This is a genomic window from Pseudomonas sp. LBUM1647 (assembly GCF_059716175.1).
Genome location: NZ_CP166809.1, coordinates 1,861,041 through 1,879,475, shown reverse-complemented (window position 1 = coordinate 1,879,475; position 18,435 = coordinate 1,861,041). Strand labels below are relative to the sequence as shown.

Below are 18,435 nucleotides of genomic sequence, written 5' to 3'. Positions count from 1 at the left end.
GTGGTCCATCGACATATAGGAAATTCCGTGTGACTGCCAAGCCGCAAAGCGCCCTGATATCCCCCTTGCAGACCGCTCGCCGATTGGCGGCCGAGTTTGCCCTGACCGCTGTCGAGCGCGATGAACGTGGCGGTACGCCCAAAGCCGAACGTGACGCCTTGCGCCACAGCGGTCTGCTCGCCTTAAGCATTCCCACCCAGTACGGCGGCCAAGGCGCCAGCTGGAGTGAAACCCTGACCATCGTGCGCGAGTTCGCCAAGGTCGACAGTTCGATTGCCCATGTCTTCGGCTTCCATCACCTGATGCTCGCCACCGTGCGCCTGTTCGCCCGACCCGAGCAGTGGCAGCCATGGTTCGAACAGACCGCGCGCAAGAACTGGTTCTGGGGCAACGCCCTCAACCCGCTGGACACCCGCACCGTGGTGAAAAACCTCGGTGGCTGGCGTGAGTTTTCCGGCAAGAAAAGCTTCTGCTCCGGCGCCAGCGATTCGGAAATGCTGATCGCCTCGGCGGTGGACGAAAGCGCTGGCGGCAAGCTGTTGATCGCCGCGATTCCCAGCGGCCGCAGCGGCATCACCTTGCACAACGACTGGAACAACATGGGCCAGCGCCAGACCGACAGCGGCAGCGCGACGTTCGAACGGGTACGGGTCGAAGAGTCGGAATTGCTGCTCGATCCGGGTCCGTTGAGTACGCCATTCGCCTGCCTGCGGCCGTTGATTGCCCAGCTGACCTTCACCCACATGTTTCTCGGCATCGCCGAGGGTGCCTTCGAAGAAGCACGGCAATACACCCTCACCGAGACCCGTCCCTGGCACAAATCCAGTGCTCAGGATGTGCGTCAGGATCCTTATGTCCTCGGCCACTACGGCGAATTCTGGGTCGCCCTCGAAAGTGTTCGACTGCTGGTGGAGCGCGCTGCCGGGCTGCTCGACAAGGCCTGGGCGAAAGGCCCGAACCTCAGCGCCGAAGAACGTGGACACCTCGCTAACGCCATCGCCACGGCCAAGGTCGCTGCCACCCGCAACGGTCTGGAACTCTGTAGCCGGTTGTTCGAAGTGACCGGCGCCCGTTCGACCCATGCCTCACTGCGACTGGATCGCCACTGGCGCAACCTGCGCACGCAAACCCTGCACGACCCGGTGGATTACAAACTCCATGAACTGGGTGACTGGGCGCTCAACCAGTCCCTGCCGATTCCGACTTTCTATTCATAGCCTTCTATTCATGGAGCCTGCCCATGCAACTGCTGACCTTACCACCCTCGCCCGCTCTGGCCACCTCGATCCGCGCCACGGCGCAGGTGTTCGAAGACCCTAAATCCCAGGCCTTGCTCGCCCACATTCAACAAGTCGCACCGAGTGAAGCCAGCGTGCTGATCATCGGTGAGACCGGCACCGGCAAGGAGCTGGTGGCGCGGCATATCCACAACCTCAGCGCCCGGCGCAACCGGCCTTTTGTGGCAGTGAACTGCGGCGCGTTCTCCGAATCTTTGGTGGAGGCCGAGCTGTTCGGCCATGAAAAAGGCGCCTTCACCGGTGCGTTGAGCGCCAAGGCCGGCTGGTTCGAGGAGGCCGATGGCGGCACGTTGTTCCTCGACGAAATCGGCGACTTGCCGATGGCGATTCAGGTCAAGCTGTTGCGCGTGTTGCAGGAGCGCGAAGTGGTGCGACTGGGTTCGCGCAAGAGCATTCCCATCAACGTGCGCGTGCTGGCCGCGACCAACGTGCAACTGGAGAAAGCCATCAACGCCGGGCACTTCCGTGAGGATTTGTACTACCGCCTCGACGTGGTCAGCCTGGAATTGAGCCCGCTGCGCGACCGCCCCGGCGACATCCTGCCGCTGACCCGACATTTCGTCGAAGCCTACAGCCAGCGCCTCGGCTACGGCACCATCACCATCAGCAAAGAGGCCGAACTGAAACTGCGCAGCTACAGCTGGCCGGGCAACATCCGCGAACTGGAAAACGTCATTCACCACACGCTGCTGATCTGCCGTAACGGCGTGATCGAACGCGACGACTTGCGCCTGTCGAACATGCGCATCGAGCGTCAGGACGATTACCACAGCAACGTCGACGACTCACCGGAAGCCCTGCTCGATCGGGCCTTTCAAAAGCTCTTCGAAGAACAGGCCGGAGCGCTGCACGAGAAAGTCGAAGACGCGTTGCTGCGAGCCGCTTATCGATTCAGCCATTACAACCAGGTGCACACCGCTGCGCTGCTGGGGTTGAGCCGCAATGTAACCCGCACGCGACTGATCAAGATTGGCGAACTGGCCGTGAACAAGCGCCGCCCCACGGAAAACCTTCAGGGCGAGCGTGTCATGCAGCTGTCGATCTAACCCACCAGATTGCAGTGCAGCGCGTTGTCGTGGCTGCGTTCCAGGCTGTGCAGCACCTGGAACGAGCCGAAGGTCACGGTTTTCGCCTGATGGGCACGGATCAGTTGCCAGAAATCCTGCTCGCCGCTTTCAAAGCTTTTAAACGCGGCCTCTCCCGCCTCGCGTGTTTGCCATTGCAGGTAGTTGAGCACCCGCCGGCCATCGCCGCTGGCCTGGATGCTGGCACTCAGAAAACCGCTGTAACCCTGGGCGAGACGCTCGGTCTGCTTCGACAGCGCCGACACCAGTGCGGGCTGTTGATGGGGTTCAATCTCGAATTCAATCAATTGGGTGAAGCTGCGATTTTTCTCTGACAGTTGCATGAAGAGTCCCCACTGACCTGTAAGCCGGATCTTGCGATCCGAAGGCTTGCAGGGTAAAACCTCTAGTTAACTTGAGGTCAAGGGGCATTTTTTAAATGATCACCTCGGAAAATCTGCATAAAGAACTCACCGTCGGCCAAGTGGCTGCGCGCAGCGGCGTCGCGGTCACGGCACTGCACTTTTACGAATCCAAGGGTTTGATCAAAAGTAATCGCAACCAAGGCAACCAGCGGCGTTATCCCCGGGAAGTGTTGCGGCGGGTGGCGTTGATCAAAGTGGCTCAGCGATTGGGTATTCCGTTGGCGGAGATTGGTGAGGCGCTCAAGTCCCTGCCGGATAACCGCGCCCCAACGGCGGCGGACTGGAAGGTGTTGTCGGCGCAGTGGAGTCGGGATCTGGATGAGCGGATCAATCAGCTGACCTTGCTGCGGGACAAGCTCAATGGCTGCATTGGCTGTGGGTGTTTGTCGATGGAAGCATGTCCGTTGCGCAACTTTGGCGATGTGCTGGGGGAGCAAGGGCCGGGGGCGCAGCTGCTCGAGTGATCGCTCCCACACCTGTGGCGAGGGGGCTTGCCCCCGTTCGGCTGCGCAGCAGTCGTAAAATCGGCTTGCACGGTCTGTCTGAAGCACCGCTTTCTCCGGTTTAGGGGCCGCTTCGCGACCCAACGGGGGCAAGCCCCCTCGCCACAATGAGTTCATTCAGTCACTGAGTATGTGGCCTTAGAACCCCGGCGCAATCTGTCCTTTGTAGCGAGTCAGGATGAACTGCCGAACCTCATCGGAATTCAACGCCTTGGCCAGTTTTTGCAAGCCTGGATCATTGATGTTGTCCGGCCGCGCGACCAGAAACTCGATGTACAAACTCTTTCCCTTCTCGACGATCAACGCGCTGTTGGTATCGATCCCCGCTTCCAGTGCGTAGTTGGCAAAGACAAACGCCAGGTCCACCTGGCTCACCGAACGCGCCAGCAATGCACCTTCCAGTTCACGGATTTTCAGGTGCTTGGGGTTTTCGATGATGTCCCGTTGAGTCGCCAGGGTGTTGCTCGGGTCCTTGAGCTTGATCAGGCCGGCTTCGTGCAACAGCACCAGTGCGCGACCTGTGTTCACCGGATCGTTGGGAATCGACACCGTGGCGCCATCCTTAAGTTCGGCGATGCTTTTGATCCTGGTCGAGTAAGCGCCAAACGGTTCAATGTGCACACCGACCACCGGCACCAGATCGGTATGGCGGGTTTTGTTGAAGTCATCGAGGAACGGTCGGTACTGGTAATAGTTGGCGTCGAGGTTCTTCAACGCCAGTTGCTGGTTGGGCTGGATGAAGTCGGTGAAAACCTTGATGTCCAGGTCCACGCCTTCCTTGGCCAGGGTCGGTTTGACGAATTCGAGGATTTCCGCGTGCGGCACCGGGGTGGCGCCGACGATGAGTTTTTCGTTGGCGTGAGCGTTGAACGACAGGACGGCAGCCAGAATGGCCAGGGTCTTTTTCATGGTGTGCTCCTAGGCAGATTGAGTGGCCGTCGTGGGGCGGACGTTGGGCCGTTTCTTTAATGGTTGAATCGCATTTTTATCGTCGGCTGTAGCGCGCCACCAATCGGTCGCCAGTCATTTGCAGGGCCTGGACCAGGATCAGCAGAAGCACCACGGTGACCACCATCACGTCGGTCTGAAAACGCTGATAGCCGTAGCGGATCGCCAGGTCGCCAAGACCACCGCCACCGATCACCCCGGCCATCGCCGTGTAATCCACCAGCACAATCGCGGTCACCGTGACCGCCGCCAGCAAGCCTCCCCGCGCTTCGGGCAACAAGGTATGGCGGATGATCTGCCACGTGTTGGCGCCCATGGCCTGAGTCGCTTCCACCACCCCGCGATCGACTTCGCGCAAGGCGGTTTCAACCAAACGTGCGAAGAACGGCGTGCAACCCACCACCAGCGGCGGGATCGTCCCCGGCACGCCGAGGGAGGTGCCCACCAGCAACGTGGTCAGGGGAATCAGCACGATCAGCAAAATGATGAACGGCAGCGAACGCAGCATGTTCACGATCACCGACAGCACCCGATACACACCGACCGCTTCATGCAATTGGCGCTTGCCGGTGAGGAACAGCACCACGCCCAGCGGCAACCCCAGCAGCACGGTAAAACCGAGGGCGGCGCCGAGCATGCTCAAGGTGTCGAGGCAGGCCTGGGCGATGTCGGCCCAATAGATGTTTTTCAACCACTCGGCCATGGTCAGGACCAGTCGTGGCGCGGTGGTTTGACGCCATTGAGCAGCCAGTTGCCGACCACGTGGTACTTCCAGCGCACCGGGTCATGCAGGGTATGGACCCGGGCGTTGCGCCAGTGGCGGTCGAAGTTGTGTTTCCTCAGGGTCGAGCGAGTGCCGCCGAGTTCGAAGAGTTTGTTGCTGGCTTCGATGGCGATTTCGGTGGTCAGCACTTTGGCTTTGGCGACGGCCAAGGAGGCTTGCGCGACGTTGTCTTCATCAGGTGCCGAACGTGCGGCATCCAGCGCCCAACCGGCGCGTTCCAGCAAGGCTTCGGCCGCTTCCAGACGAATCTCCAGGCCGCCGACCTGAATGATGGTCAGCGGATCTTCGCTGGCCTTTTCCACTCCGGCGTCGATCCACGGTCGAGCGAATTGCTGAACAAAGGTGATGGTGTCGCGCAGGGCCGCGCGGGCGATGCCGGCGTCGATGGCGGCGGTGGTCAACTGCGCGAACGGGCCCGCCAGGGTGGGTGTTTCATAAGAGCGATACGTCGGGAACAGATTGAACGCCGAGACGTGGAGATCTTCGGCCAGCACCGTGCCGCTGGAGGTGGTGCGCTGACCGATGCTGTCCCAGTCGTCGACGATCACCAGCCCTTTGGTGCCGCGCTCGACAAAGGCCAACTGGCCCTTCTGCTCTTCGTCCAGCGCCAGCACCGCCAGCCAGTGGGCGTAGAGCGAACCGGTGCAATAACCCTTGCGGCCGTTGATCACATGGCCGTCGCCGAAACGGCGGAGGGTCGCCTGAATATCCTGCACGTTCTTGCCGCCGGTTTCCGACAAGGCATTGGCAAAGCGGTGACCTTGCAGCGCCAGCCCGAAGAAGTGCGTTTGCTGCTCAGGCGTACCTTGCAAGCGAATGTCTTCCAGCAGGCAATAGTGGTTTTGCGGGATTTGCCCCAGGGACGGATCGGCCGCCGAGATGATCGCGATGACCTGCGCCAGCACCGCATAGGACACCTGCGCACCGCCGAACTCCTTCGGCACGCTGATGCCCCACAAACCACTGTTGGAATACAGATCAACGATCTCGGCCGGCACTTGGCGGGTGCGGTCGCGCTCGGCGTCTTGCTCCAGCAGGATCGCGGCGACCTGTTCGGCGACCCGCAGGGCTTCGGCTTCGTCGGCGATCCGATGGGCGGCCGGTGGGTTGATCGGATAAACGGCAGATTCAGGCATACAAGTCTCTCGGCACCAATGTTTACCAGAGGGCATTGCAGCTTCTGTGCCTGACCGTCCGAGCCAATGTTTTCGGGGAGTTCAGCGGTATTTTCGCGATCTCAAGATAACGAGCAAGAGCAATCTGCTGTTTCGCTGTTGATGGCTGAACAGTGGCGTTGTTATGCCTTACACCCTGTAGGAGTTGCCGAAGGCTGCGATCTTTTGAACTTGATTTTTCGTCGGCCGCACCGCTGCCAAGGTCAAAAGATCGCAGCCTTCGGCAGCTCCTACTACTCTTCATAGGTTGGAAATCGGCGAAGGACCACCTTCATCCCAAAACAAAAAACAGGGAGAACCATCATGAGCGTCAAACCCATTCCAGAGGGTTATCACAGCATCACCCCATATCTGGGCATTCAAAAAGCGGCCGAAGCCATCGAGTTCTACAAGAAAGCCTTTGGCGCCACCGAAGTCATGCGCCTGTCCATGCCCGATGGCGGCATCGGCCACGCCGAACTGCGTATCGGCGATTGCCCGATCATGCTTGGCACGCCTTGCGATCAGGGTCCGCTGAGCAATCCGGACAAGTCGCCGTCCGTAGGGCTGCATCTGTATGTGAACGATGTGGACAAGTCGTATAAACAGGCGATTGCCGCTGGTGGCACGGTGGTTTCCGAGGTCAAGGATCAGTTTTATGGCGACCGTTCGGGGACCTTGAAGGATCCCTATGGGCATCTGTGGTTTCTGGCCACGCGCAAGGAGGATCTGACGCAGGAGCAGATTGAGCAGCGGGCGCGGGAGATGTTTAAACAGGGTTGAAATCTTTGGGGCCTGATCTGGCCTCATCGTCGGAACGCCGCCCGGAGCAAGCTCGCTCCCACATGGGATCTTCTGCGAACACATTATTTGTGAACACCCAAGATCACCTGTGGGAGCGAGCCTGCTCGCGATGGCGTTGGGTCAGTCAACTTCAATGCTGAATGTCAAAGCGCTATCGCGAGCAGGCTCGCTCCCACAGAGGGCAGGCTTCATTGCAATACGAAACATTTTCTTTCATATCCCCCTTCGGGATTTTCGATGCTCATCCGTCTTATTTAGATGCAGTCGGCCCGCGTAGGCAAAAGCCACGGCCGGCCTTTCATGGACCTCATCGCTGGGAAGCCCGCAGCAGAGGCCCTCCCATCGAAACAAGACCTTTAATCATGTCGAAGAAATCCCGTTCAAAACTCTGGTTTCTGGTCCATAGCTGGCTGGCATTGCCGATCTGGTTTTTCGTGCTGATCGTCTGTGTAACCGGCACCCTGGCGGTGGTCAGCCAGGAAATCGTCTGGCTGGCCAACCCGCAAATGCGCGCCAGCCAACCCTCGGACCATGCGCCACTGCTCAGCTATGACCAGATCATTGCCGCGATCAAAAAAGCGGAGCCGAACACGCTGGTCGAAGGCATCAGTCGGCCCGATGAATCGCACTTCGCCCTCGACGTGGACGTCAGCTACCCCGACGGTCGCTCGGTGACGGTTTACGTCAACCCCTACAGCGGCGTCATTCAGGGCACTGCCCCGCAATTCAATTTCAAGGCGTTTACCCGCGCACTGCATGGTTGGTGGCTGGTGCCGTTCACCAACGGTTACAGCTGGGGCTGGTACCTAGTGTCATTCCTGAGCTTGCCGCTGCTGGCTTCGTTGGTCACCGGGCTGGTGGTCTACAAGCGCTTCTGGAAAGGATTCTTGCGACCGACTTTACGCATTCGTCACGGTGCGCGGATTTTCTGGGGCGACTTTCACCGCCTCAGCGGCATCTGGTCGATCTGGTTTATCGCGGTGATTTCCATCACCAGCACCTGGTTCCTGATTCAGGCGTTCATGTTCGACAACCAGATTTCGATTTCCACCGCGCCGGTGGCGGCCGTGGCTCCGCGTGAAAGTGTCCCGCTGACTGCCGACGGTTCGCCGGCGCCGATGATCAGCCTGGAGACGGCGATCCGCGAAGCCAAGGAACGTATTCCCGGACTGGACGACAGCTTTGTCAGCCTGCCCGCCAATGCCTATAGCTACCTCTCGGTAGGCGGACGCAGTTGGTATCCGCTGATGTTCCAGACCGCGGACATCAACCCGTATACCGGTGACATCGCCGCCACCCGCCTGTTGTCGGACCGTTCCGGCCTGGAGCTGGTGACCGAATCCATGCGTCCGCTGCACACCGGGGATTTCGGCGGCATCTGGATCAAACTGATCTGGTTCATCTTCGGCCTGATCCTGAGCATGATGGTCCTCAGCGGCCTGTTGATCTGGACCAAGCGTACCGCCCTCGCCACGGCCAATGCCCTCAAACGCAGCAACAAACGCCCGCGCAGTGAGACGGCTCCGGCCGCGAGCCATGAAACCACGGAGGTCAGCCAATGAGTCTGTTCATCGCTGATAAACCGGCTTCGAAACTGAGCCGTTTCTGGCACAAATGGCGCTTCCACATCAACGTTCTGCTGTTGCTGGTGCCGCTGGGGTTCATGCCCAAGTACTTCGCCGACGCCGCGCTGTTTCGCGGTGACACCGGCCTGGGTGAGCGGGAAATCGGCGAGGTTCAGGTAGGGCCCTGGAGCCTGCGCCTGGCCGAGTTGCGCAACGAAGCACCGAGGCTCGATGGCCCGGCCGGTTACATGAAGAACTTCAACGCGGCGCTGTGCGACAGCTGCCGCGATCAGGTCAAGGCGACGTACCTGCGCATTGGCAAACCGCGCAGCCTGCGCGCTGCCGGGGTGATTTTCTTCGGCACGCCGTACCGCATGGGCGCGATGTTGCCGATCTCCGAGAAAACCAAAGCCGACGCCGAGCTGTGGATCACCATGGAAGGCTGGGATGGCGCAATGCATCAGGCCTCCATCCCCCTGAGCCAGGCATCCCCGGTCACCCTCGCCTGGCTGAACCAACAAGGAGGCAAACCATGATCAACGTTATACGTCCTCTGAGCGCCGCGCTGCTGGTGCTCTGCGCCGGTTTCAGCGCCAGCGCCCTGGCCCACAACCCGATGTGCGAATGCAAAGCCATCGACGCCGAGCAGATCAAATGCACCGGCGGTTTCTCCGACGGCAGCGGCGCGCCGGGGGTGACCCTGGACGTGATCGGCTACGACGAAACCATCCTGGTGCCGGGCAAGCTCGGCGCCGATTCGACCCTGACTTTCAAGAAGCCCGGCGCCGAGTTCTACGTGCTGTTCGATGCCGGTCCCGGCCACGTCGTCGAGATCGATCAAGCGGACATCGAAGCCCCATGAGTACACCAACCACGCAAGTCGTCCGCCCGGCCGGTGCCGGCCATGAAACCCTCTATGTGTTGCTGTTATGCCTGATGATCCTCGCGGTTGCCGGCTCGGTGGTCGCCTGGCGCGGAGAGTCTCAGGAAGTCAGCAGCGTTGGCAGCCATCAACTGGATGCCCGCCGTGACTTGAGCGCGTCCGAGCAAGGCATCTACGCCGACCTGCGGGTGACGCTCGACGAAATTCACCTGCTGCGTCAGGAGCAACAGGCCCTGCCCGCCCCCGCAGCCCTCGCCGATGAGGGTTTTGCGCCGTTCGCCCAGGACGCCAGTTCCGTCAGCCGCGGCGGTCATGCCTGGCAATTGCTCGACGCCAAGGCTTACTTCGGCCAGAGCCAGACGCCCACCGTGGCGGGTTCGTTTCTGATGCGCTTGACCGCTGACGACGATGCTCCGGACGTCTGGCTCAACCGCGGCAAAGCCCTCGCGGCCCCAACCGACCTTACCGACGCCGCGCTGGAAAGCGCCGGCTGGCAGCAGATCGTCGCGCAATTCGATGCCGGCGTGACCCGCCAGCACCGGCACTGAACCCTCGCCTTCACCCGAGAGAAGACCGCTTTCCCATGCCTATTTCATCTCAACGTTCTTTCTTGCGCCTGATGTTGGTCGGCTTACTGGCTTGTCTGCTGACCCCGCTGGCCAGTGCCGACGAGGCCAAGCGCCTGCGCATCGGCATCACCCTGCACCCTTATTACAGCTACGTGGCGAACATCGTCGGTGACAAGGCCGAGGTGGTGCCGCTGATTCCGGCCGGCTTCAACCCGCATGCCTACGAGCCACGCGCCGAAGACATCAAGCGCATCAGCGGTCTGGACGTGGTCGTGCTCAACGGCGTCGGCCATGACGACTTTGCCGACCGCATGATCGCTGCCAGCGAAACCCCGAACATCTCGGTGATCGAAGCCAACGAAAACGTGCCGTTGCTGGCCGCCACCGGTACTGCCGCTCGTGGTGCCGGCAAGGTCGTCAACCCGCATACGTTCCTGTCGATCAGCGCCTCGATTGCCCAGGTCAACAACATCGCCCGGGAACTGGGCAAGCTCGATCCAGCCAACGCCAAGACCTACACCCAGAACGCCCGCGCCTACGGCAAACGCCTGCGGCAGATGCGCGCTGATGCCCTGGCGAAGCTGACCCAGGCACCGAACGCCGAACTGCGAGTGGCCACGGTTCACGCGGCTTACGATTATTTGCTGCGCGAATTCGGCCTGGAAGTGACCGCCGTGGTCGAACCGGCCCACGGCATCGAGCCGAGCCCGAGTCAGCTGAAAAAGACCATCGATCAACTGCGCGAACTGGACGTGAAAGTGATCTTCTCGGAGATGGATTTCCCGTCCACCTACGTCGACACCATCCAGCGTGAATCCGGGGTGAAGCTGTACCCGCTGTCGCACATTTCCTATGGCGAGTACAACGCCGACAAGTACGAAAAAGAAATGACCGGCAACCTCAACACGGTGGTCCGGGCGATTCAGGAGTCGGGCGCATGACTGCAAAAGAAACCATCAGCGAATCCCCTGTGGGAGCGGGCTTGCTCGCGAAAGCGGCGGGTCAGTCAACATTGATGTCGACTGACACTCCCTCTTCGCGAGCAAGTCGAATCGTCGCACCGTCACTCCCACAGGTTTGCGGGCCGACGCTGGATTTTGCGGAGGTCAGCCTGACGCTGGGTCGCACGACGATCCTCGACAACGTCACTTTTCAGGTCCAGCCCGGCAGCGTGCATGCGCTGGTCGGCCCCAACGGCGGCGGCAAAAGTTCGCTGATCAAGACCTTGCTCGGGCAGATGCCGCATCAGGGTCGCTTGAGTCTGCAATGGCCCGGCACACCGGGAACCATCGGCTACGTGCCTCAAGCCCTGGAATTCGATCGGGGTTTGCCGATGACCGTCGATGATTTCATGGCCGCGATGTGCCAGCGGCGTCCGGCGTTCCTCGGATTGAGCAAGCACTACGCCGCCGCGATTGGCGAAGCGCTGGAACGGGTCGGTATGCAGGACAAACGCAAGCGGCGCATGGGTGCGTTGTCGGGCGGTGAACGCCAGCGGGTGTTGCTGGCCCAGGGTCTGATTCCGGCGCCGCAATTGTTGGTGTTGGATGAACCGATGTCGGCTTTGGATGAGGCGGGAATTCAGGTGTTCGAACGGCTGCTCGGTGACTGGCGCCAGAGCGGCATCACCGTGCTGTGGATCGAGCATGATCTGGAAGCCGTGGGTCGTCTGGCGGATCGGGTCACAGGGCTTAATCGCCGGGTGCTGTTCGATGCCACGCCGAAACAGGCACTGACTCCGGAGCGATTGCTGACCCTGTTTTCGACCCATCCACGGAGCGTTGCCTGATGAGTTACGAAGCCTTTCGTTTGATGGTCCAGGGCTGGGCCTCGTCGGGTTATCTGCCCGAGGCGCTGGCCTATGGATTTGTGGTCAACGCGTTGCTCGCCGGCTTGCTGATCGGCCCAGTGCTGGGCGGTTTGGGTACGTTGGTGGTGGTCAAGCGTTTCGCATTTTTCTCTGAAGCGGTAGGCCACGCGGCGTTGACCGGCGTGGCCATTGGCATTCTGCTGGGCGAACCGTACACCGGGCCTTACGGCAGTCTGTTCGGCTACTGCTTGTTGTTCGGCATCTTGCTGAACTACCTGCGCAACCGCACGGGGCTGGCGCCGGATACGTTGATCGGTGTGTTTCTGTCGGTGTCGTTGGCGCTGGGTGCCAGTCTGCTGCTGATTCTGGCGGGCATGATCAACGTGCACATCCTGGAAAACGTGCTGTTCGGTTCGGTGTTGACGGTGAACGGCAATGACTTGCTGGTGTTGGCCATCGTCGGTTCGCTGGTCATGGCGTTGGCCTTGCCGCTGTACAACCGCATCATGCTGGCCAGTTTCAATCCGCAACTGGCGGCCGTGCGTGGCGTGGCAGTGAAGACGCTGGATTATCTGTTTGTGATTCTGGTGACCCTGATCACCGTAGCGGCGGTGAAAGTCATCGGCGCGATTCTGGTCGGTGCTCTGCTGGTGATTCCGGCGGCAGCTGCGCGATTGCTGAGTCAGTCGCTGAAGGGCTTCTTCTGGTGCTCGGTGCTGATCGCCACGGTCAGCACGCTGTTCGGGATTCTCGCGCCGATTGTCTTCGACCTGCCTATCCCGTCCGGCGCCGCGATCATTCTGGTGGCCGGTATCGCCTTCGCTCTCGCCGCCATTGCGCGTGGCGTTGTCCCCAGTCTGAAAGGGAATCTCGGATAAATGTCTTTCTCTCTGCGTCAACTGACCCTGGCCGTAGCCTTGTGCGGGCTGGTCAACACAACCTTTGCAGCTGACAGCGCCAAACCGCTGCGCGTGCTGGCGTCCTTGCCGATCACTTATGGTCTGGGTGAAGTCTTGCTCAAAGGCACCGACGTCAACCTTGAACGTGCCGCGCCGGCGAACCTGCCCGGCAGCCGTCAGACCGCGTACTTCACAGGTCGTGGTGCTCCGGCGCTGGCCAAACTGGCGACCGACGCCGATGCAGTGATTGGTCTGCGCTCGCTGTGGGCGGATGATCCGCTTTACCCGATCTCCCGGCGTAGCAACATCCGCATCGTCGAAGTCGACGCCGCGCGCCCGGTGGACGGCGCTCTGCCCGGCATCGCCGTGCAGCCTGGCAACAAGGTCGATGGGTTGAACAGTCAGCCGTGGTTTTCCAGCAACAACATGGGGCGGATGGCGGACGTCATGGCGGCGGACCTGGTGCGCCTGGCGCCCGAGGCCAAGCCGAAGATCGAGGCCAACCTGGCGGCGCTCAAACAGCGCTTGCTCAAGTTCAGCGCCGATAGCGAAGCGCGGCTGGCCAGTGCCGACAACCTCAGCGTGATGAGCCTGAGCGATCACTTTGGCTATCTGGTTGGCGGCCTCAACCTGGAGCTGATCGGCCTCGATGCGCGGCCGGATGCCGAGTGGACACCTGAAGCGCTCAAGCAATTGGGTGCGACGCTCAAGGACAATGACGTGGCGGTGGTGTTGCATCATCGACAACCGTCGGAGGCGGTGAAAGCGGTGATTGCCGAGGCAGGGAGTCGGTTGGTGGTGTTGAGTGTGGATGCGGCGGATCCGGTGACCGAGCTGGAGGGGAATGTGGATTTGCTGATCAAGGGGTTGAGCGGCAAGCCATCGGCCTAAGATCAAAAGATCGCAGCCTCGTTTCACTCGACAGCTCCTACAGGTTTTCGCGAATCCCTTGTAGGAGCTGTCGAGTGCAACGAGGCTGCGATCTTTTAATGCTCAACAAAAAGCCCGCTGACCTTACCGGTTCAGCGGGCTTCTTTTTGCGCGGTGACTCAGTGAGCCACAGCCGCCTGTTCTTCCATCTTCTGGCGCAGGCTCAGCGGACGCATGTCAGTCCAAGTTTCTTCGATGTAAGCCAGGCATTCCTTTTTCAGGCCACTCTTGCCCACTGTGCGCCAGCCTGCAGGCACGGCTTTGTAGTCGGGCCAGATCGAGTACTGCTCTTCGTGGTTGACCACGACCTGAAAGAGGATGTCCTCGCGGTCGAATACTGAAGTCATGGTGTTTCTCCATCGTTGTAGGGTGGGCTGCACTGCGTGCGCAGCCGTTATGTAGAAGGAACGTGTCAGAGGCTGAGAAATTTAGAGGCTGGCGGTGGCAGCAGCCATGGCCCTGCCGAAAATCTCGGCTACCCGATCGATTTCCGCCGCCGTGATCACCAGTGGCGGCAGGAAACGCACCACGCCGCCATGACGGCCGCCCAGTTCGAGGATCAAACCGCGCTTGAGGCATTCACGCTGCACCAGCGGCGCCAGACGGCCGAATATAGGTGGATGACCTTGCGCATCCGGCTCGCCAGATGGATCGACCAGTTCAACACCCAGCATCAAGCCGCGACCGCGAATATCACCCAGCTGCGGGAAGTCCCGTTGCAGGATGCGCAGGTGTTCGCTCAAGCGTTCGCCCATGGCGGCAGCGTGCTCGCAGACCTTGTGTTCGGTCAGGTAACGCATCACCGCAGAACCTGCGGCCATGGCCATCTGATTGCCGCGGAAGGTTCCGGCATGGGCGCCCGGCAGCCAGGTGTCGAGCCAGTCGCGATAGACCACCACCGCCAGCGGCAAACTGCCGCCGATGGCTTTGGACATGACCACCACGTCGGGAATGATCCCGGCGTGCTCGAAGGCGAACATCTTGCCGGTGCGGGCAAAACCGCTCTGAATCTCGTCGACGATCAGCGCGACACCAGCCTTTTCGGTAATCCGCCGCAAGCCACGCAGCCAGTCGAGATCGGCCGGGATCACCCCACCCTCGCCTTGCACCACTTCAACGATCACCGCTGCGGGTAATTGCACGCCGGCTTCTGGATCATTGAGCAGGTTTTCCAGGTAGTTGAGATTGACCTTCACACCTTGCGCGCCGCCGAGCCCGAACGGGCAGCGGTAATCGTAGGGATACGGCATGAACTGCACGCCGCTGCTGAGCAAGGCGCCCAAGGGTTTCTTCGGCCCCAGACTGCCCATCAGGCTCAGCGCGCCCTGGCTCATGCCGTGATAACCACCCTGAAACGACAGCACGGTGCTGCGTCCGGTGGCGGTGCGTACCAGTTTCAGCGCGGCTTCCACCGCGTCGGTGCCGGTCGGGCCGCAGAACTGGATCTTGGCTTCAGAGGCCAACGCCGGCGGCAGCAAACCGAACAGGTCCTGAACGAACTGATCCTTGACCGGGGTGGTCAGGTCGAGGGTGTGCAGTGGCAGTTCATCGGTCAGCACTTGCTGGATCGCTTCGATTACCACCGGATGGTTGTGCCCAAGAGCCAACGTCCCTGCGCCGGCCAGGCAGTCGATGAAACGGCGGCCTTCGACGTCTTCGACATAAATGCCCTTGGCACGTTTGAGGGCCAGGGGAATGCGTCGCGGATAGCTGCGGGCATTCGATTCCTGCTGATTTTGACGGGACAGCAGCGGCGATTCGTTGAACTGATAAAGCGTCTCGGTCGGCGCCGGAGTGATCCGGGCCGACTGATCTTCCATAAGGCTGGTAGCGACTGACATCTCTCGACCCCTCAATAAGGTTTTCCTGTTCTGGAAACGCATCAGGGCGCCGAGGATTTAGACCCTCGATCAGCTTTCTATGAAGGGGGTGTCAGCGCTTTGTGCATGGGAATGGCGTGGAGCCCGGCTACGGCGAAGGTTTCGGCGCAAGGCTGGTAACCCAGATGACGGTAAAACGCTTCACTGGTGCGGGTGCTGTTGAGTCGTGCCTGGCGCAAACCCTGATCGGTCATCCAGGCTTCGAGGTCGCGCACCAGCGCTTGCCCGGCCCCGCGACGAAACCATTCCGGTTGCACGTAACAAAACGCGACCTTGCCGCTGATCGCCGCCATCGCGACGCCGACCGGTTTGTCCTGCAACAGGGCGATGTTCAGGTACAACCGCGGGTCGGTCAGCCAGGGCTGCACGTGTTCGATGGTTTTGTTGTGGGTCCAGGTGGCGACGGTTAGCGGATCGTTGCGATGGTCGAGCGCGCAACCCACGCGAATGGATCGCTCGACGATCCGGCTGATGATGCCGGCGTCGGCGGGGGTTGCCTTGCAAATGTGTAGGGGTGCATCCATGGCGCTGTTACCTCAATCCATTGAGAAAAAGCTGCCGGGGACGATAGCGCCGGTAACGGCTCGAATGCCAATGGAGAGAAGTTACATTTGATGTGCAACACAGATTCACTGTAGGAGCTGTCGAGTGAAACGAGGCTGCGATCTTTTGATTTTTTCTCCGGACTCACTCGAGATCAAAAGCAAAATCAAAAGATCGCAGCCTCGTTTCACTCGACAGCTCCTACAGGGGTTCGTGGTGTTTGTTAGATAGGTTGCAACGGCATCGTCAGCTCAACCCGCAACCCATCCGGCCGACTGTCGAAATGCAACGTACAACCGCAGCGTTGGACGATCGCCTGGACAATCGCCAGACCCAGACCGCAGCCGGTGCTCTGGCCGTTGCGCCAGAAGCGTTGAGTCAAATGTTGCAGATCGTCTTCGGCAATGCCCGGCCCATGGTCGCGAACCACAAACTGCACGCGGTTGCCGGTGGTTTGCAGGCTCAACTCCACCGCGCCGTCGCCCGGGGTATGCCGCAGCGCGTTGTCCAGCAGGTTGCGCAGCGCGGCAATCGACAGCACCGCGGGCATTTGCACCGGGGCGTGAGAGATTTTCGGCGGCATCTGAAATTTGATCCGCTGACGATCACCGCTGGCAGCGTCCTGAATCGCCAGTTTCGCCACCTGCTCGGCGCTGCATTGCACGCCATCATCGAACGACAGACTGCCCTCGACCCTCGCGAGCAACAACAATTGCTCAAGGGTCCGGTGCAGGCGATCGGCGCCCTCTTCGGCCCGGGCCAGGGATTGATCCCGGGCCGCGCCGTCGGTCATGCGCGCCACTTGCAGGTGGGTCTTGATCGCCGTCAGCGGGCTGCGCAATTCATGGGCGGCGTCACCGGTCAGACGGCGTTCCCGTTCGATGGTCTTGCCGATGCGCTGGAACAACTGATTCTGGGTGTCCAGCAACGGTTGCAGTTCGCTGGGCAGCGGCTGGATTTGCAAGGGTTCGAGAGAATCGGCGCTGCGGCGCATCAAGGCATCGCGCATGCGATTCAGCGGCGCCAGCCCCTGGCCGATCCCCAGCCACAGCAGGCACAGGCAGCCGAGCAACGCCACGCCCACCGGCACCGAAGCCGCCAGCAGAATCGACATGTTCAGCGCCTCACGCTCGATCTGCCGGTCGGCGGTGGTGATGCGCACGTCGCCGCGGGCCAGGGTGAAACTGCGCCACGGTGCGCCGTCGATCATCTGGTCGTGAAAGCCCATTTTCTCGGCTTCCAGGGTTTGTTGCGGATCGGTGTGACTGCGGGCGAGGATTTCGCCGCGCAATGAACTGACCTGGCAGGCCATGCCGCCGGGAAGGTTCAGTTGTTCAGCGCTGAAATGGGTGCCCTCACCCTTGCTCGGCAACGCCGGCAATTGCTCCATCAGGCCGGCGACCATGCGTGCCGACGCCACCAGCCGCTGGTCGAGGGAAAACATCATCTGATTGCGCAGGTCGCTGAGCATCCAGGCCGCAGCCAAGGCCCAGATCAGGGCAAAAGCGGCGCCGAGTGTCAGGCTCAGGCGCAAACGCAGGCTCATCACTTTTTCAATTCCTCTCCGCCATCGGCCGGCCCCAGACGATAGCCCAGGCCGCGCACCGTCTCGACAATGCTATTGCCGAGTTTGCGCCGCAGGTGATGGATATGCACATTGAGCGCGTTGCTTTCCAGCTCATCGTTAAAACCATAAACGCTGTCTTTCAGTTGCTCGGTGGACAGCACCCGGCCCCGGTTATGCAGCAAGGCCTGCAACAGCGACTGCTCACGACGGGAAAGGTCCACCGGCTGGCCGCCGAGCATGGTTTCGCGGCTGCTTGGGTCGTAAGTCAGGCGACCGTGCTCGATCAGGTTGACACTGCGCCCCGCCACCCGTCGCAGCAGGGTATGCAGGCGCGCTGCGAGTTCGCGCAGGTCGAAAGGCTTGAGCAAGTAATCGTCAGCGCCGGCTTGCAAGCCGTCGACGCGGTCGGTGACTGAATCCCGGGCGGTAAGAATCAACACCGGGATTTCCAGACCGCTGTGTCGCAACTGCTGCAGCAGCTTCAAACCGTCTTCATCGGGCAGACCGAGGTCGAGCACCATCACATCGAACTCGGCGACCTTGAGCATCGCCCGGGCAGACGATGCGGTGGCGACATGCTCTACCGTCAGGCCCTGAGCGGTGAGGCCGGCGACAATGCCGCTGGCGATCAACTCGTCGTCTTCGCAAACCAGTACGTGCATGGTGAGACCTGTTGAAAAAAGGTGATTAGGCCGGTGGCCGATTAAGCGGACATTATGCCGCAAGCGCCATTGCCACAAGGCCACTGTGGTTAATCATCGGTTAATCGCCGCCTCCCATCCTGCATCTCACTTGCACAGGGATAAGGC

General features: G+C 60.8%; 21 protein-coding genes. 12 read left to right on the top strand and 9 right to left on the bottom strand.

The features are described from left to right. The first annotated feature begins 29 nt into the window (after positions 1-29). Positions 30-1,217 carry an acyl-CoA dehydrogenase family protein gene (locus ACA059_RS08530; RefSeq protein ID WP_497633405.1) on the top strand — a complete coding sequence of 396 codons (1,188 nt, stop codon included), beginning with the start codon at positions 30-32 and terminating at the stop codon, positions 1,215-1,217. Positions 1,218-1,240: 23 nt separating this feature from the next. Next, positions 1,241-2,344 (top strand): sigma-54 interaction domain-containing protein, encoded by a 1,104-nt coding sequence (locus ACA059_RS08525; RefSeq protein ID WP_201182558.1) that lies wholly within the window; start codon positions 1,241-1,243, stop codon positions 2,342-2,344. Here the strand turns inward: ACA059_RS08525 and ACA059_RS08520 are convergent. Next, positions 2,341-2,706, bottom strand: coding sequence for an antibiotic biosynthesis monooxygenase (locus ACA059_RS08520; RefSeq protein WP_497633404.1), 366 nt, complete (start codon positions 2,704-2,706; stop codon positions 2,341-2,343). The genes ACA059_RS08525 and ACA059_RS08520 overlap by 4 nt on opposite strands. Before the next feature lie 95 nt (positions 2,707-2,801). Here ACA059_RS08520 and soxR point away from each other — a divergent pair, with 95 nt between their 5' ends. Continuing rightward, positions 2,802-3,251: a redox-sensitive transcriptional activator SoxR gene (gene soxR, locus ACA059_RS08515; RefSeq protein ID WP_497633403.1), complete on the top strand. Its 450-nt coding sequence runs from the start codon at positions 2,802-2,804 to the stop codon at positions 3,249-3,251. Positions 3,252-3,428: 177 nt separating this feature from the next. Here the strand turns inward: soxR and ACA059_RS08510 are convergent, their stop codons facing one another. From ACA059_RS08510 to ACA059_RS08500, 3 genes are all read right to left on the bottom strand, one after another. Continuing rightward, positions 3,429-4,199 (bottom strand): MetQ/NlpA family ABC transporter substrate-binding protein, encoded by a 771-nt coding sequence (locus ACA059_RS08510; protein ID WP_415773827.1) that lies wholly within the window; start codon positions 4,197-4,199, stop codon positions 3,429-3,431. 76 nt (positions 4,200-4,275) lie between these two features. Continuing rightward, positions 4,276-4,941: a methionine ABC transporter permease gene (locus tag ACA059_RS08505; RefSeq protein WP_033059210.1), complete on the bottom strand. Its 666-nt coding sequence runs from the start codon at positions 4,939-4,941 to the stop codon at positions 4,276-4,278. A gap of 2 nt (positions 4,942-4,943) precedes the next feature. Next, positions 4,944-6,158, bottom strand: a complete 1,215-nt coding sequence (locus tag ACA059_RS08500) for an SfnB family sulfur acquisition oxidoreductase (RefSeq protein ID WP_497633402.1) — start codon at positions 6,156-6,158, stop codon at positions 4,944-4,946. A 342-nt stretch (positions 6,159-6,500) separates the two neighbouring features. On the opposite strand from ACA059_RS08500, the gene ACA059_RS08495 reads away from it, so the two are divergent. The 9 genes from ACA059_RS08495 (at position 6,501) to ACA059_RS08455 (ending at position 13,597) form a co-directional block, all read left to right on the top strand. After that, on the top strand, positions 6,501-6,959 hold the full coding sequence (locus ACA059_RS08495) for a VOC family protein (RefSeq protein WP_497633401.1): 459 nt from the start codon (positions 6,501-6,503) through the stop codon (positions 6,957-6,959). A gap of 383 nt (positions 6,960-7,342) precedes the next feature. Beyond that, positions 7,343-8,542, top strand: a complete 1,200-nt coding sequence (locus ACA059_RS08490; protein WP_497633400.1) for a PepSY-associated TM helix domain-containing protein — start codon at positions 7,343-7,345, stop codon at positions 8,540-8,542. Beyond that, positions 8,539-9,081 carry a PA2404 family protein gene (locus ACA059_RS08485; protein ID WP_497633399.1) on the top strand — a complete coding sequence of 181 codons (543 nt, stop codon included), beginning with the start codon at positions 8,539-8,541 and terminating at the stop codon, positions 9,079-9,081. Before ACA059_RS08490 ends, ACA059_RS08485 begins: the two co-directional genes overlap by 4 nt. Next, complete coding sequence (locus ACA059_RS08480) at positions 9,078-9,407, top strand: hypothetical protein (protein WP_429510747.1); 330 nt, start codon at positions 9,078-9,080, stop codon at positions 9,405-9,407. Before ACA059_RS08485 ends, ACA059_RS08480 begins: the two co-directional genes overlap by 4 nt. Continuing rightward, a complete protein-coding gene (locus tag ACA059_RS08475) occupies positions 9,404-9,976 on the top strand; it encodes a DUF6162 family protein (protein WP_497633398.1) in 573 nt (190 codons plus the stop codon). Before ACA059_RS08480 ends, ACA059_RS08475 begins: the two co-directional genes overlap by 4 nt. A 35-nt stretch (positions 9,977-10,011) precedes the next feature. Continuing rightward, complete coding sequence (locus tag ACA059_RS08470; RefSeq protein WP_497633397.1) at positions 10,012-10,938, top strand: metal ABC transporter substrate-binding protein; 927 nt, start codon at positions 10,012-10,014, stop codon at positions 10,936-10,938. Further along, positions 10,935-11,786, top strand: coding sequence for a metal ABC transporter ATP-binding protein (locus tag ACA059_RS08465; protein WP_497633396.1), 852 nt, complete (start codon positions 10,935-10,937; stop codon positions 11,784-11,786). The genes ACA059_RS08470 and ACA059_RS08465 overlap by 4 nt, the downstream gene beginning before the upstream one ends. Further along, on the top strand, positions 11,786-12,685 hold the full coding sequence (locus tag ACA059_RS08460) for a metal ABC transporter permease (RefSeq protein ID WP_497633395.1): 900 nt from the start codon (positions 11,786-11,788) through the stop codon (positions 12,683-12,685). The genes ACA059_RS08465 and ACA059_RS08460 overlap by 1 nt, the downstream gene beginning before the upstream one ends. Further along, positions 12,686-13,597, top strand: coding sequence for a metal ABC transporter substrate-binding protein (locus ACA059_RS08455; RefSeq protein WP_497633394.1), 912 nt, complete (start codon positions 12,686-12,688; stop codon positions 13,595-13,597). It begins immediately after the preceding gene. 158 nt (positions 13,598-13,755) lie between these two features. Here the strand turns inward: ACA059_RS08455 and ACA059_RS08450 are convergent, their stop codons facing one another. From ACA059_RS08450 to ACA059_RS08430, 5 genes are all read right to left on the bottom strand, one after another. Then, complete coding sequence (locus ACA059_RS08450; RefSeq protein ID WP_008152757.1) at positions 13,756-13,983, bottom strand: MbtH family protein; 228 nt, start codon at positions 13,981-13,983, stop codon at positions 13,756-13,758. An 81-nt stretch (positions 13,984-14,064) separates the two neighbouring features. Then, a complete protein-coding gene (locus ACA059_RS08445; protein ID WP_497633393.1) occupies positions 14,065-15,477 on the bottom strand; it encodes an aspartate aminotransferase family protein in 1,413 nt (470 codons plus the stop codon). Between the two features lie 77 nt (positions 15,478-15,554). Beyond that, the gene (locus ACA059_RS08440) at positions 15,555-16,040 is read right to left on the bottom strand and encodes a GNAT family N-acetyltransferase (RefSeq protein ID WP_497633392.1); all 486 of its coding nucleotides are present in this window, start codon (positions 16,038-16,040) and stop codon (positions 15,555-15,557) included. Positions 16,041-16,282: 242 nt separating this feature from the next. After that, positions 16,283-17,608 carry an ATP-binding protein gene (locus tag ACA059_RS08435; protein WP_497633391.1) on the bottom strand — a complete coding sequence of 442 codons (1,326 nt, stop codon included), beginning with the start codon at positions 17,606-17,608 and terminating at the stop codon, positions 16,283-16,285. Continuing rightward, positions 17,605-18,288 (bottom strand): response regulator, encoded by a 684-nt coding sequence (locus tag ACA059_RS08430; protein ID WP_497633390.1) that lies wholly within the window; start codon positions 18,286-18,288, stop codon positions 17,605-17,607. Before ACA059_RS08430 ends, ACA059_RS08435 begins: the two co-directional genes overlap by 4 nt. Positions 18,289-18,435: the final 147 nt, after the last annotated feature.

What these genes read in the sequence shown, in the direction of transcription:
- ACA059_RS08475 (WP_497633398.1), top strand. Translation starts at nt 9,404, where the DNA reads ATGAGTACACCAACCACGCAAGTCGTCCGCCCGGCCGGTGCCGGCCAT.
- ACA059_RS08480 (WP_429510747.1), top strand. Translation starts at nt 9,078, where the DNA reads ATGATCAACGTTATACGTCCTCTGAGCGCCGCGCTGCTGGTGCTCTGC.
- ACA059_RS08430 (WP_497633390.1), bottom strand. Translation starts at nt 18,288, where the DNA reads ATGCACGTACTGGTTTGCGAAGACGACGAGTTGATCGCCAGCGGCATT.
- ACA059_RS08495 (WP_497633401.1), top strand. Translation starts at nt 6,501, where the DNA reads ATGAGCGTCAAACCCATTCCAGAGGGTTATCACAGCATCACCCCATAT.
- ACA059_RS08510 (WP_415773827.1), bottom strand. Translation starts at nt 4,199, where the DNA reads ATGAAAAAGACCCTGGCCATTCTGGCTGCCGTCCTGTCGTTCAACGCT.
- ACA059_RS08450 (WP_008152757.1), bottom strand. Translation starts at nt 13,983, where the DNA reads ATGACTTCAGTATTCGACCGCGAGGACATCCTCTTTCAGGTCGTGGTC.
- ACA059_RS08465 (WP_497633396.1), top strand. Translation starts at nt 10,935, where the DNA reads ATGACTGCAAAAGAAACCATCAGCGAATCCCCTGTGGGAGCGGGCTTG.
- ACA059_RS08520 (WP_497633404.1), bottom strand. Translation starts at nt 2,706, where the DNA reads ATGCAACTGTCAGAGAAAAATCGCAGCTTCACCCAATTGATTGAATTC.
- ACA059_RS08470 (WP_497633397.1), top strand. Translation starts at nt 10,012, where the DNA reads ATGCCTATTTCATCTCAACGTTCTTTCTTGCGCCTGATGTTGGTCGGC.
- ACA059_RS08445 (WP_497633393.1), bottom strand. Translation starts at nt 15,477, where the DNA reads ATGTCAGTCGCTACCAGCCTTATGGAAGATCAGTCGGCCCGGATCACT.
- ACA059_RS08455 (WP_497633394.1), top strand. Translation starts at nt 12,686, where the DNA reads ATGTCTTTCTCTCTGCGTCAACTGACCCTGGCCGTAGCCTTGTGCGGG.
- ACA059_RS08505 (WP_033059210.1), bottom strand. Translation starts at nt 4,941, where the DNA reads ATGGCCGAGTGGTTGAAAAACATCTATTGGGCCGACATCGCCCAGGCC.
- ACA059_RS08490 (WP_497633400.1), top strand. Translation starts at nt 7,343, where the DNA reads ATGTCGAAGAAATCCCGTTCAAAACTCTGGTTTCTGGTCCATAGCTGG.
- ACA059_RS08440 (WP_497633392.1), bottom strand. Translation starts at nt 16,040, where the DNA reads ATGGATGCACCCCTACACATTTGCAAGGCAACCCCCGCCGACGCCGGC.
- ACA059_RS08525 (WP_201182558.1), top strand. Translation starts at nt 1,241, where the DNA reads ATGCAACTGCTGACCTTACCACCCTCGCCCGCTCTGGCCACCTCGATC.
- ACA059_RS08460 (WP_497633395.1), top strand. Translation starts at nt 11,786, where the DNA reads ATGAGTTACGAAGCCTTTCGTTTGATGGTCCAGGGCTGGGCCTCGTCG.
- soxR (WP_497633403.1), top strand. Translation starts at nt 2,802, where the DNA reads ATGATCACCTCGGAAAATCTGCATAAAGAACTCACCGTCGGCCAAGTG.
- ACA059_RS08485 (WP_497633399.1), top strand. Translation starts at nt 8,539, where the DNA reads ATGAGTCTGTTCATCGCTGATAAACCGGCTTCGAAACTGAGCCGTTTC.
- ACA059_RS08500 (WP_497633402.1), bottom strand. Translation starts at nt 6,158, where the DNA reads ATGCCTGAATCTGCCGTTTATCCGATCAACCCACCGGCCGCCCATCGG.